The sequence below is a fragment of the Belliella calami genome (assembly GCF_022549695.1).
GTDB lineage: Bacteria > Bacteroidota > Bacteroidia > Cytophagales > Cyclobacteriaceae > Belliella > Belliella calami.
The window spans coordinates 1-12,291 of the sequence record NZ_JAKZGS010000028.1 but is presented as its reverse complement, the minus strand read 5'-3'; the positions used below and the strand labels follow the sequence as shown (position 1 = coordinate 12,291).

Here is a 12,291-nt window from a genome sequence, read left to right as displayed (position 1 = left end):
ATATTTTGAGTTATCGGCTTTTTTTATGATAAAAAATTATTCTTTGTGACTAGATACTGCATCAGTTAAACCTTGAATCGCATCGATTAAAGTACTTCCAAAACCATTTTCTTTCATCCCCATTTGTATGGCTATTGATTCAATGGCATTTGGCTGACTACTCCCTAGTAAATAGGTTTCTGCATAAAGCTCCTGTTTATGTATTTCACAAGCAATCTGAAGAGATTCAAAATCTGTTAGATCAGGATATTTTTCTTGTACTGATTCCTGAATACTGAAAATTTCTTTAGAATAATTTGGCATATCATTTTAGTTAAAGTGAATAATATGATGATCCAAAATTGATCCAATATAAAATTACGGTCAATTTGTCAATTGCTATAATTAAAAAACCTCCTGAAAAACAATTTTCAGGAGGCACAAATTATCTATACAATTTACTTTTACGATTTATCTAATATCTCTAATTCAATCAAGAACCCTTATCCGTAAATCCACCATCAAACTTTTCTCCTTGAATACGATCAAGAATGATCTGAATTTCATGAAATTGATCTTCATCAATTACTAAAGCCAAGTCCTTGACTTGTTTGATTGCTTCTGTAGTTCCAAACTTGAAACCTGAATCTTGAATATTGTTTGTTGTTGTTGCTCCAGCTCCGAGCTTTAGGCTTAAATCTTTTAACGCCTCTTCTGAGATTAAGTAATATTTCATTGTATATAAAATTTTTTTGAAAGAATGAAAGACCAAAAAAATATCCAAAATGATATTATTGCCAAATTGTCTTAAAACAATACTAATTGATTTGTATTAATATCCTCTGTATTTCTATTGATTCTCATGTTCTTGATGTTCATCCACTGCCTGTAACTGATAAAAATATTGAACTTTGGAAAAACTGATCGGACTATTCTAGTATCGGGAATATCCTCCTCCTTAACCTTGAAATAAATTTCACGGATATGCTGAGCTTTTTTGATATAATTGTCACGAACATAGGGCATAAAACAAAAATACCCTGACAGGCTGTCAGGGCAAAGAAAGTTTTAAACTAGTTAGTGAATGTATAATTTTCAATAAATGTTAAATGGAGTATATGGATGAATGTCAATATTGAAATTCAGTTCACCTTTACCTTTATGTGTCTGTAGGTTGATTGCTGTAGTCCTGGTTATCTCAAGCTTTGAATCAAGCATATCCAATACCACCGTATGCGTAGCAATATCCAAGTTGGTGAAATTGACGACACCTGAGGAAAGATAAGCTACACTGGAGTATTCCAGCTCCTGACCTCCATCATTTCGCATTTTGCCATTTCCTCTGTATGTGTATCCGTGTATTGAACCTCCAAGGTTCGTAAACAAATATACTGGGATCGGGTCGGCTACTGGGTGGTTGTCATTGCCTTCGAACTTATACTTTACATTTACTTTCAATTCACCTCTTGGCTCTGTGTCTTCAGTGCTGCAAGCGAGTAAGGTGATCATCACCAACAAAATCAAACTTAGCTTTTTCATGTTTAAATAGTTTAGTTTACAATTATACATAATTATTTCCAATCTAATATCCTTCCAGTACCGTCTTTGATGACTTTTAGACCAAGGCTTTTCAGGTGACGATAGTAGTCACTGATCTGATCAGTCTTGAGCTTTCGAAAGTATTCTGCATCCCACTGATCAGGATGCTTTGGCTTACCTCCCTGAATGATATCAGCCCTTAGCTCGTTATAGTACTTGACTAGGTTACTGATACTGTACTTTCCTTTCCATAGGAAGTTTTCAGACCTAAAGTAGTGACCCAGTAAGTTTTCATCCACTTGGATGGTCTTGATCTTGCCTGAGTCGCTTGCACTGACTTTATACTTGATTCCTACATGCTTTTCGTAGATTCGGCAGAATAAGGCTATCTTTTCATTTGTAGCTGCTGTTCTCTCGATGGTGAGTCCTAGTTCCTCGTAAGCCTTAAGACCCTCTTCATTGATCGGTAGGCGGCTTAGGAAGTAAGAAAATTGCGCTACAGTTAAATCCTCTTTAAAGTTTATTTCAAAAGCTTTTAAACGGTCATTTTCAAATGATATCAGGAAATGTCCGTTCATTCTGCTGGATGTGAGTTTATAGGTTGTTTTCATCTGTTCAAGTCCTTTAAATAGCTCTTATATACCTTTTCTTCAAATATTGACAGGAGTACATTGAGTTCCTGTTCCGAGTGCTGCATGAGGGGCTTTTTGAATTTTTGAGCCAGCGCCCAATTGTCGAGCCGTGCCATGATCAGGGTAATTCCCTTGTCTTGAATCGGTCTATTTGTACTCATGTGCCAATTCATCTGCCTTGCGATGCTGATCATCTTTTTGCGCTGTCGGTCTCCTGGTTTTGGTTGCCAGTGCTGAGCTTTATGAATCGGTGTTAGCCATAAAATCAGTACCGACCATTCGGCATCTGTAAGCTCTTTTGCGCTATCTGTGCGACCTTTTGAAACCTCCAACACACATTCTTCCTTTGTCAATCCTTGAAGCTTCAAAAGGCTGTATAACTGCCTGTAGTTTCTAGTCATGATCTTTAAGTTCTTCGATTCTTTCAATCTTATATTTGAGTTGCCTTAAATTCCCGATCTTGTTAACAAAATGCGGGCGATCACCTTCCAATAAACCTGATTCACTATCTGTGATCACCACGCATCCAATCCATACCGATCCTTGAAAAGGCTCACAGCCTACTACTTCATCCAATCTATCAAGATCCCAAGAAAGAAAGTCCTGTCCTTGATCCTCAAAATGTATTCTTCTTACTGCTTTCATAGTTTTAAATCTGTCCAGTGGTAAATAATCATATCTTCAGCTTCATGGTATTTTATACCTAATCTATTTGGCTTAACATTTTCCAGCCAATAATCAGAGAAGTCTTTTAGATCAGTAAAGCCATCCATTTTGCTGAATTCTTGCATTTCGTAATTTTTCAACATCCTACCATCTACTATTATATCAACCCATCCATTTCCTTCCTCGTCAATTGAAAAGTATAGGTCAACTAATTGTATTGATACTAACTTATGTTTATCGGTTATCTTATTACAGTCTTTAGTTCTTAGGCCTGTGTACATGTATAGCGTTTCGCCAATTTTTGGCTCTAGCTTTCTTTGATTTCGGATAGTAAAAACTTTACTTCCCTGTAAAATCGGTTTTGCAAAACTTTTCTTAAATCCTAGTAGCATAGTCTTTTTTTTAAAACAAACTGAATTGTGTACCTTTTTTAACCCCTAAAATTTCAATCTTATCATTACAGTATATTGACCTGATTTCACCATCAATTAAATTGTATGCGTTGAGATAGCAGGGGTCACCGTTTGACCTGCTTTTATCAAGATCCTTGCAAGTGATGTGATAGTGATCAGGTGACCAGTCCTGCATTCCTGTATTTGTCAATCCCAATTGATCTGACAATCTACCGCAGTTGCAAGGCTCACTAACTTCATTAATCAAGTAAGGCCGTGAACCATAACTTGTCTTTATTATTGTTCCCTTTACAAGTAAGTTTCTTAATGAATCTTGCATCTTATGTCTTATGTCTAAAGTCTATTTTCAGGCTCTACCCAATCCATTCCAAGAAGATCAAACAAGTCTTTTTCCTCTCTCACTGGGACAGGATTTCCACGGTCATTGTAGAGCATTCCATTTTCGGATTTGTAGCCTTTGATGCTCCAAGTCGTAGCAAGCGCCTTGTGGCTGTATTCAGCTGATCCAGTTCGGATGGCTAGAATCAGTCCCCAGTTCTCCGGATTAGCAAAGAATATATCTACTTTGATGATCTCGTTTCCATAAGTACCGTAAATGCGCTGTGTGTACTTACATGGTAGGTCTCCTTTTACCTTTGGCCATTGCTCTATGACCTCAGCTATACCGGAGCGGAACAGCCCTACATTGTAGGGCTTTGGAATGCAAACTATTTCTACATCTTTGATGTCTTCAGGCTTCTTTCTCCTGATGCTTCCAGCTATCTCTATGCGCTCACAGTGTGGGGCTAGATCGGACTTTATCTTTTCTGCTATTTCAAGGGCAAACTCGTAAATCATAGCACGTGTGTTTGTAGGTAAACATAATTGATACAAGCGATCTGATAAAGACAGTCGTATTTTGGTTCATGCTTGTATGCTGGAGGCGGAACTTTGTTTTTTACTATTTCTTCCCATCCATGAAGCTCAGTACGCACACACCTTTCGTTGTAATATTCCCAAGGTTTCGGTATACCAAAACCTCTCATACTGTATATATTTGATAGTATTGAAGCATCAAAAGATGGTCCTTTTGACCATACTTTTACATCTTTAACACAGTGCTCATTTATGAAATTTTTTAAGCCATAAAAAACAGTCTCAAGTTTTTCAGGCCACTCCATTAATGACTTTAATATTTCTTGATCTTGATGCAACCACCAGATTAAAGTTTCAGCTTCAATTTTTCTGCCCCAGTTCAATGAATCTGCCAAATCAATGTTTTTTGAGAATACTGGATTGTTTCCAGCGTCTACACCTTTTTCAAACGGTATAGCTGCAATACTTAAAACAACAGCCTCAGCACCTTTTCCAAAGGTCTCTAAATCGATCATTAGGTTATTGTATTTCATTTTGTTTCGGCATTAAGTAGGTTTGGAATGATGCTGTCTAAGTTGTTTTTGAAATACTTTTTTTCTAAGTCATCAAACAGGGGTTTTCGATCTGGATATATTGTGTTAAGCATTTTGATTTTATCAATACTTGGATTTTTTACCACATAGTCAATGACTTCTGTTTGTGCCATACTCTTACCGATCATGTGTCCAAATACCCAGCCTACTACGAGGCTGGATATAGTGGATAATATTGCGATGATGCAGATTGCTTGTATCATGATTAATCTTCTTTATCTATTGGACACACATTTGTTTCTCCAGTAACCCAAAGGATGGCATCCTTTACGCCTTGTTCGTAAGACATCCCTGGACTGTCTGTCTTGCCCGAATTTTCCATGTCAGCACAGTGATTCAAGACATCGTCTATATGCTCTTGTGGTATCATAATTCTAGGCATCTTGATCCTCCTTTCCTTCTTGATCACATTTAGCTTCACCTAATGGTGCATTATCAGGAATGAATTCCTCCTCTTCATTTTCATGTGGAAAAACCTCAAGGATTAAAGATTCCTTGATCTCAGGTACTCTAAAGGTCACTAGCATATTGCTTAAGCTTTCATTGATCCTGTCGTATGCTTCCTTGACATCGTGAGCCGTTACCAACATGATCTGTGTGATCTTCTTTTCTTTGCCGCTGTCACCGTCCACTACAAAGTATGTGACTTTACATTCATGCCAGATGTCGATATCTTCATATTCAAATACATCTACTATATTGCTCTTTGCAGCTGTAGTTACTTGAAAGTCTCCCCTGATCACAGAGCCAAGCAACTCGTACATTTTTGCTTCAGCTTCAGTAAATGAAACCGCATCTACCAAGTACTTTTCACTTACATTTTTAAGCAAGCCTTGTTCATTTTCTTTTGCGTACTTTACAGTACATTTGAACCATATTCTCATACCGATGCGAAGTTTAAGTTTACATTTTCATACTGTCCATTTTGCTCGTTTCGGATAAAGAAACGGATGTACTGTGTGGTGTCTACCTCAGTGTAAGAAGCCTTGAAAAGCTCTATAGCTTTTTTCCAAGAAGGGTTGTCAAATTCATTTTCCATCTTAAATAGACGGCCTACCAAACCAATATCAAACTTGTCGTTTTTCTTTTCGCTCAATCCCTTGATGTACTTGTAAGAAGCCATATTCTGCTTTTTCATGAAGGACTCCAAGAATTCATTTAGATGCTCAGCGGCTATTTCTGCACGCTCGTCAAACTCTTTGTTTACATGGTTTGAAAATTCCACTTTGAATTGACCATCGTCACTTTTCAAGTGAAAATTCCCTTTGTTGTTAGAAGCGACTTCCCCCATTTGCTTCATCAACTCATAGTGTTCTTTCAGCTGATCATATCCTTGCTTCTTGAATTCCACTAGAATTTCCTGAATTCCCTGGGCTTTGTGTAGTAGTTCCCTTACCAGTTGATTCTTCTTAAGCTGGTATTCCTTTTCCTTTTTGGCTTTTTCCTGTCTAGCCTTCTTTTGTCTCTCTTGAAGCAATGCGCTCAATTCTTCCTCTGTGAGTTCGGAGACCTGTTTGTTTAAGATTTCTTTTTGCATTTTGATTTGTATTTAGATTCGAGTTCGATGATTTTCTTACCGTTTTTGCGGATCAAGTCCGCATCATTGGTATTGTCTATTTCATCATATAGACTTTGTATTTCATTCTTGATTTCCTCCGGGGTTTGTTTTGGCATGATGTATAGGTTTTAGTTGTTGAATGATGTCTATGATGGTCATGTATGCATGCGCATGGCTATTTTCAAAGTGTTCGCTAAAATGATAGTGCCACACCAGGAAGGCATACTGTTGCTTTTCATCCATGCCTATATTGGCTTTACCTGTTTTGATCCTTTTCCTCAGCTTTTCATTGATATCATCTATGTGCATTGATATCAGCTTAAGCATTACATTATTGGCATCAGCTGCAAGGAATTCAGTAAATAGTCCGTGTAGGCTTTTGATTTGGCTTTGTGTTAGATTGATCTGCATGACTGGTTGAATCCTTTGTGTGATTACTTCATAATCGTTTTTGACCAATTGGTCATTTTCTTCCAAGAAATTGATATCTGATATCCATCTTTTGATTACTTCGGGAGACCTTGCGGTTAGCTTCACAGCATCATCCTTTTGGTTTCGGAGGATGTAGGCTATCATTTTCCTCGGGTAGCTCAATCGGTGCTTTCTGCACTTGCTTTGGAGCTCGGTCGGAGTGACCTTGAAGTAGTCCCCGATTGCATCCAGTAGTAATTGGGTATCGATCATAGTATTTTGAGGATGTTGTTGTACTTGATCATGAATTGATCCTCTTCAAGCAATCTTTCATGATCATGTATGAAGAGGTATTCACTTAGATTATAGCTATGGTCAGCATTGTCAGGAGCGAATGAAAGGAATTCGTATTTGTCCCTGTTTGCCCATTCGTTATTCCAAAAACCACGGAATACAGGACTATAAAGAATCTGTTCTCTGATCTTTGGCCAGTCAGTAGAAAGGGCTTCTACGAAGGCGCAGTATTGCTTGAATTGGTATCTACAATATTGCTCTGGAGTCCATCCCAAGATGTTGCAGACTTGTGACATATCAGACCTTTGTTCTGTCCTGATTTTGCCGATGTGTGTATTGGGGCTGATGGTTTTCATTATTCTGTTCCGTGATATAGTTTTGCTCCTTTTTCGTATATGGTGTAGGTACCTCCGTTTTGACCTATGTATCTCCCTTTGCTAAAAGCCTTGTATCCTTCGACCCATATTTTAAGACTGGCGTGATACATTGTACTGACCGCTGGCCGTCCCATTGGCTTCTTGCCATCTGCTTGGCTTATGACTACTATCAATTTGTCAGGATGCTTTTCAAGAAAGCCGACCCATTCCCAAAATGACATCCTAGCGTATTGAAAGGAATCAATGAAGACTATTTCGGGGCTTTTTCGCTTAGATAGCCTTATATCTAGTTGCTCCATCGATTCGTTGACTATAAGCAGTTTTCTATTCAATACTGACATTCCTTCTCTCAATAGTGCTTTGTGTATGGTATGCCCAGCACCTTCCTCCAGTGAGTTCATCAGCATCCTTTTGCCAAGCCTTGCGAATTCTTTCATCATCTGTAGTAGAAATGAGGTTTTGCCATTTCCCGAATTTCCCCAGACGAACCATAGTCCACGACCTTCGGGCTGATCAAATGCATCGTACCAATCACCTTTAAAGTCCAGTAATTCATACTTCTTGTTGAGAATATCATTGACTGTGAGGGCTCGTTTTAATCGATCTCCTGACATACTTAGGCATTGTTCAAAATCAACAATGTTTCAGCACGTCTAAGCCCTCCGATGTCTCCACTTGCATCAGTAGCAAGGCATTTATTTACAAGCGTAGGAAGCTTTGATTTATCGCTTATATTGACCGCCAATACATCGGATATCATTTTCTTGTAGAATGCCAATCTTTGCTGTCTGTCGGTTGGAATGATCTTCATGTACTTGTCACTGTATCGGCTTAGTAGTTCTCTGTAGCCTACCTTTTTGGCAGCAATCCCACGCTCCATTTTTGCTTTAAGGCCATCAGCTCCCATGAGGTACCAGCCACATACTGCCTCGGTAGCATTCCAAAACTCCTTTAATTCCAAGAAGGCTGTGTATTCCAAGTCTCCAGCTTCGTCAATGATGACTACAGGATTTTCAAGCATTCTGAGGTAGTATTTGATATTTGCTTTGATATCGGCTATCCTGCCCAAATGATCTACACCTACAGCCTTCGCAAACGCCCTTATAAAGAGGCTTTTGGTTTTGCACTGTGAGCCATCCACGTAGAAGCAGTTATTCATAGTCTTGGCTAAGTACTTCCCTGTGTAGGTTTTTCCGATCGCACAATCATCTACCAAAACAATCCCTTTGCTGTTGTTTTGGCAGAATTCCACATCAGACTTGATTGCTTCAAATACCTCTGTTTTTGCCATGTTCCATTTTCTTTCGTTAAGGCTTACATTTAGCTCACGTCCTAGGTTAAGCCACTGTGCATCCTTTAGAAGCCCTTCGGTTTCTCCATTCTTAAGCCTTGACCATACTGATGAATTCATTGACCATTGCTTTGCAAATGCTGAGTCTGATCCTCCGTATCGAGTCCTGATGTCTTTTAGTTCAGTGATTACCTTCGTTTTAAAATCTGTAGTGATATTCATAGTATTGTCGTTTTAAAATCTGTCTGCTGTACTTGTGCTGTATTTCTTTGTGTATTGCTGATCGTTGATGACTTCCTCTGATTCGAGTACCTCAGGTTCTCTTTTGGATTCAGTGTATTTTGCAAGTCCCGGCATCACAAATGCTTTTTTGGTTTGCTTTGGCTTTTCGATCAATGTCACTGATTCGATTTGATGGGCATTTCTTCTAATGTATCCCTGCACTGTGGCAGCGTATGCGCTCATGATCTCCCTGTTTTGCTCTTCATCCACTTTTCCTTTTCTTTCAAGTGTCGATCTGTTGTATCCAAGGTCTCCAAGCAGTTCGCATATTTGATTTCCTTCAAGATCATAGACCAGGGATTTAAGCACATTGCCCTCATGATCATCTAGCCATTTTACTATCAAATCTTTGCCCTCAATCCTCTTTAGGATGTTGATCAGCTTTGCACCGAGTGCCACTTCACCGTCATAGCCGACTACCCTATGTTTGCCCTGTAGGATGATCCTACCGAGGTTCATTGATGACTTTGTTTCGTACCCGATATGTGGTAGGATACCAGCCCAATTTGTTTCCGTGAGTTCAGGGTGTTGCTTTTCCATGAATACCTCCCATCTAGTCATTCCGGGGTTTAGATTTTGATCTGAATGCAGGGTATTGTTCCAGTTCTCAATTGCACGTAGGGCATTTTGTACTATTTGATCTTTCGGAAGGATAGGAAGCTTTCCAGCTCCTTTCTGGTTGCTTTCAGATATTGCGAATGGTCTAGCTATCCATCCATCTTCCTCCTTTTCGAAACCATACCTTAATTGTCTGTAGTATGCTTCAATTCGCTTTCCCCTTGCGTTATTTGCTTCGATTCTCACCTGCTGGAACATTGCCCCATTGGCCAAAAGATTGTCTTTATAGCTTGAGTTAAGTGACATCTCACATTCTAGCTCGTAAGGAAGCTTTAGACCCCAAGCCATGTAATTCCTTACTATCTGCCTGTAGAACTCTTCAATGATACCCTCCTTAGTGTCTCCCCAAACCCAGCAGGTGAAGGCTTCAGAACCCAAGTCAATCGCATTGTAGAACCACATCCTTTTGCCCGGAGCGTATTCAAATGGTGGTTGCCTATCATCAATAGATATCATTGATCCAGCGAATTCAGGCTGCTTCAATCTGTGCCATGGGTCAAAGGCTGCTTTGAACTTTTGATTGTCTCCACTTCTAAGTGAGAAACTTACAGCCCTTTGCGCCCATGCTGCTTGGTAGCTGTAGACAGAACTTTCTGAAGCTGGTCTATACTCAGGATTGTTTGGATTGAATAGCTCACCAGTTTGGTTGTTGATGATATCCAAATCACCTTTTAAAAATGCCTCATACCTAAGTGCTACCTCGATGTAGGTAGGCTTTCTATTTCTTTGACCTGCAAAAATTGCCTGCCAAAGTTCGATCATGACAGGAGTGACTACTTGAGCATTGTTGTTATTATTGCGCTTGTCGACAAACTCCTCATACTTGAACTTCAAAAAATTATCATGTCTCATTCTGAGCCTTTTTACAGACCCCGGCAAAGTATGCTGTCCGTGTCCCAATGCTTTCAATCGGTCATTGAAAGCTACTGTGTCATTTGCTAATGTATCCCATATCCCTCGGATCGAGCCCCCACGGCTTTTGCGCTGTGCCAGTCTATCAGACTTCAATCTGATGATGGACTCCATTACTGAAGCATTCAAAGTGTATTTCTTTTTTTGCTCGGGGGTTAGGTACTCATCATTGTCAAATTGGAAGTTGTCATAATAGGCTTTAGCCTCAGGGCTAATTTGAAAGTGTTTTTCAAGTGGGTTATAATCTACACTTGGATCGCCAAACTTAGACTTGCACATTTCTTTCCACTCATGCGGCATCGCTTCCCAAGAAACCAAAGCTTCATTACCTGGTCCTTTTCCTGATTTCAGTCTAAAGCCGGGTACTCTACAGCTCCTTTGCTTATAAGCATCATAAGAAGTAAGTTCAAGGCTATTCGGATGCTTTTTGTCAGCATCACTAATTAGGTAGCTAATCCTTACACCGATTTGGCTTTGATACATGTCGTAGGCTATTGCTCGCATAGTCTTATGATTAATTGTTATTGCTTAATTCTTTTTTGAGTTTAGGGACAATGTTATTTCCCTTGTAATGACCATTTATAGTTCTACTCAATATGAATCTGCTGACTCCTATTTTTTCGGCAATAGCCTTTACCGTCATTCCAGACTTAAATACTTCCACAGCTAGGTAAGTATTCTCAGGATAAGGGACTGGTTTCTTATTTTTTGCCATTTTTGTTTACATTTGTTAGTACCAACACAAAGTATGTGATTTAAAATCACAAAGTCAAATAAAAATGTGAATTTTTTACACAATGGATAAACTAAGATTTAATATCAAGCATTTACGTGTTATAAATGGCTTAACACAGGAAAAAATGGGAAGCGTTCTAGGAGCTACTAGAGACAATATTGCTTCCTACGAGCGTGGGACAGAGCCTCCATTGTATATAGTTCACAAAATTGTGAATTATTTTCACATAGGCTTTTTAGATTTAGTAGAGAAAGATTTATCTCACTATCAAAATCACGAAATCAATACTTTTTTAACTGATGATTCTCATAGGTCTAAAAATGCTCCAGTAGATGATAATGTAGTAAATGAATCCCCTTATGAGCATCCATATCAAAAAATAACTAACCCTTCTAATGATATACTTAATTCATTGAAGGATACAATTGAAGCGCAAAAAATAACGATAGACACTCAGCAAGAAACTATATCATATATGAAACAGCTACTAGAAATAAAAAGCCCTACAGCCAAGAAAGGTATCCATGATCCTACTAGGACCATTTAGAGACAATTGAACCCTTCAATTAACCCGCACACACACACTTTAATAGATTAAATAGTTACAAAAAGCATATAAAACACTGATTTACAAAACTTTATCACTTTAATTTAATGTTTTAAATATGGTAATAAAGGGTGTTGAATAACTAAAAAATAATGGTTTTTTAGTGTATTTTTGAATATATAGGGGTTTTTAAAGCCGTTTTTTGTCCTAAAAATGTCACCCTATTTGTCACCCTATTAGTCACCCTAATCAATTTTTAATAGAAAATAAGCTCACACACATTTCCAAATTATTGCATCAATACAATGCTTTAAATAGGTTTTAAATCAGGATTAAAAACAAATAAAAAGCCTTGAAATAGCCATTTTAAGGGCTTTCCAAGGCTTGTAATGGTAAAGGAATCGGTATTTTCCCTTTATATTTGCTTAGTAATGGTATCGGAATGGTAAAGGATGGTAGTAAGGACGTTTTGATTTGTGAGCCGTTCCGTTTAAAAACGTTTAAAAATATCGCTTTAACGGCCGTAAAGCCGTTTTTCAATCAATTTTCCGTTTTGCCGTTTTGGTACTGTTTGTTTTGTGCCCTATA

General features: G+C 38.4%; 22 protein-coding genes. 1 reads left to right on the top strand and 21 read right to left on the bottom strand.

Annotated elements, in window-relative coordinates; all coding sequences use genetic code 11:
- Positions 1-36 precede the first annotated feature (36 nt).
- The 21 genes from MM236_RS19110 to MM236_RS19010 form a co-directional block, all read right to left on the bottom strand.
- A complete protein-coding gene (locus MM236_RS19110) occupies positions 37-303 on the bottom strand; it encodes a hypothetical protein (RefSeq protein WP_241276605.1) in 267 nt (88 codons plus the stop codon).
- Positions 304-472: 169 nt separating this feature from the next.
- The gene (locus MM236_RS19105; RefSeq protein ID WP_241276604.1) at positions 473-715 is read right to left on the bottom strand and encodes a hypothetical protein; all 243 of its coding nucleotides are present in this window, start codon (positions 713-715) and stop codon (positions 473-475) included.
- Positions 716-1,074: 359 nt separating this feature from the next.
- A complete protein-coding gene (locus MM236_RS19100; RefSeq protein WP_241276603.1) occupies positions 1,075-1,518 on the bottom strand; it encodes a hypothetical protein in 444 nt (147 codons plus the stop codon).
- A 32-nt stretch (positions 1,519-1,550) separates the two neighbouring features.
- Positions 1,551-2,129, bottom strand: a complete 579-nt coding sequence (locus tag MM236_RS19095; protein WP_241276602.1) for a hypothetical protein — start codon at positions 2,127-2,129, stop codon at positions 1,551-1,553.
- Positions 2,126-2,551, bottom strand: coding sequence for a hypothetical protein (locus tag MM236_RS19090; protein WP_241276601.1), 426 nt, complete (start codon positions 2,549-2,551; stop codon positions 2,126-2,128). The genes MM236_RS19095 and MM236_RS19090 overlap by 4 nt, the downstream gene beginning before the upstream one ends.
- Positions 2,544-2,795 (bottom strand): hypothetical protein, encoded by a 252-nt coding sequence (locus MM236_RS19085; protein WP_241276600.1) that lies wholly within the window; start codon positions 2,793-2,795, stop codon positions 2,544-2,546. The genes MM236_RS19090 and MM236_RS19085 overlap by 8 nt, the downstream gene beginning before the upstream one ends.
- Entirely contained in the window at positions 2,792-3,208 is a 417-nt protein-coding gene (locus MM236_RS19080; protein WP_241276599.1) for an ASCH domain-containing protein, read from the bottom strand. The genes MM236_RS19085 and MM236_RS19080 overlap by 4 nt, the downstream gene beginning before the upstream one ends.
- Positions 3,209-3,218: 10 nt before the next feature.
- Positions 3,219-3,548: a hypothetical protein gene (locus MM236_RS19075; RefSeq protein ID WP_241276598.1), complete on the bottom strand. Its 330-nt coding sequence runs from the start codon at positions 3,546-3,548 to the stop codon at positions 3,219-3,221.
- Positions 3,549-3,562: 14 nt separating this feature from the next.
- On the bottom strand, positions 3,563-4,066 hold the full coding sequence (locus MM236_RS19070; RefSeq protein ID WP_241276597.1) for a nucleotidyltransferase family protein: 504 nt from the start codon (positions 4,064-4,066) through the stop codon (positions 3,563-3,565).
- The gene (locus tag MM236_RS19065) at positions 4,063-4,617 is read right to left on the bottom strand and encodes a 3'-5' exonuclease (RefSeq protein ID WP_241276596.1); all 555 of its coding nucleotides are present in this window, start codon (positions 4,615-4,617) and stop codon (positions 4,063-4,065) included. The genes MM236_RS19070 and MM236_RS19065 overlap by 4 nt, the downstream gene beginning before the upstream one ends.
- A complete protein-coding gene (locus tag MM236_RS19060; RefSeq protein ID WP_241276595.1) occupies positions 4,614-4,880 on the bottom strand; it encodes a hypothetical protein in 267 nt (88 codons plus the stop codon). Before MM236_RS19060 ends, MM236_RS19065 begins: the two co-directional genes overlap by 4 nt.
- Before the next feature lie 2 nt (positions 4,881-4,882).
- Complete coding sequence (locus MM236_RS19055; protein ID WP_241276594.1) at positions 4,883-5,047, bottom strand: hypothetical protein; 165 nt, start codon at positions 5,045-5,047, stop codon at positions 4,883-4,885.
- Between the two features lie 4 nt (positions 5,048-5,051).
- On the bottom strand, positions 5,052-5,561 hold the full coding sequence (locus tag MM236_RS19050) for a DUF4494 domain-containing protein (RefSeq protein WP_241276593.1): 510 nt from the start codon (positions 5,559-5,561) through the stop codon (positions 5,052-5,054).
- Positions 5,558-6,214 carry a DUF3164 family protein gene (locus MM236_RS19045; RefSeq protein WP_241276592.1) on the bottom strand — a complete coding sequence of 219 codons (657 nt, stop codon included), beginning with the start codon at positions 6,212-6,214 and terminating at the stop codon, positions 5,558-5,560. The genes MM236_RS19050 and MM236_RS19045 overlap by 4 nt, the downstream gene beginning before the upstream one ends.
- Positions 6,196-6,351 carry a hypothetical protein gene (locus MM236_RS19040; protein ID WP_241276591.1) on the bottom strand — a complete coding sequence of 52 codons (156 nt, stop codon included), beginning with the start codon at positions 6,349-6,351 and terminating at the stop codon, positions 6,196-6,198. The genes MM236_RS19045 and MM236_RS19040 overlap by 19 nt, the downstream gene beginning before the upstream one ends.
- Complete coding sequence (locus MM236_RS19035) at positions 6,317-6,919, bottom strand: hypothetical protein (protein WP_241276590.1); 603 nt, start codon at positions 6,917-6,919, stop codon at positions 6,317-6,319. Before MM236_RS19035 ends, MM236_RS19040 begins: the two co-directional genes overlap by 35 nt.
- Positions 6,916-7,296 (bottom strand): hypothetical protein, encoded by a 381-nt coding sequence (locus MM236_RS19030; protein ID WP_241276589.1) that lies wholly within the window; start codon positions 7,294-7,296, stop codon positions 6,916-6,918. The genes MM236_RS19035 and MM236_RS19030 overlap by 4 nt, the downstream gene beginning before the upstream one ends.
- Entirely contained in the window at positions 7,296-7,931 is a 636-nt protein-coding gene (locus MM236_RS19025; RefSeq protein ID WP_241276588.1) for a P-loop NTPase family protein, read from the bottom strand. Before MM236_RS19025 ends, MM236_RS19030 begins: the two co-directional genes overlap by 1 nt.
- A gap of 2 nt (positions 7,932-7,933) precedes the next feature.
- Positions 7,934-8,830, bottom strand: coding sequence for an AAA family ATPase (locus MM236_RS19020; RefSeq protein WP_241276587.1), 897 nt, complete (start codon positions 8,828-8,830; stop codon positions 7,934-7,936).
- Positions 8,831-8,842: 12 nt separating this feature from the next.
- Positions 8,843-10,924, bottom strand: a complete 2,082-nt coding sequence (locus MM236_RS19015) for a hypothetical protein (RefSeq protein ID WP_241276586.1) — start codon at positions 10,922-10,924, stop codon at positions 8,843-8,845.
- Between the two features lie 10 nt (positions 10,925-10,934).
- Entirely contained in the window at positions 10,935-11,135 is a 201-nt protein-coding gene (locus MM236_RS19010) for a hypothetical protein (RefSeq protein WP_241276585.1), read from the bottom strand.
- An 82-nt stretch (positions 11,136-11,217) separates the two neighbouring features.
- On the opposite strand from MM236_RS19010, the gene MM236_RS19005 reads away from it, so the two are divergent.
- Positions 11,218-11,703 (top strand): helix-turn-helix transcriptional regulator, encoded by a 486-nt coding sequence (locus MM236_RS19005; protein ID WP_241276584.1) that lies wholly within the window; start codon positions 11,218-11,220, stop codon positions 11,701-11,703.
- Positions 11,704-12,291 lie beyond the last annotated feature (588 nt).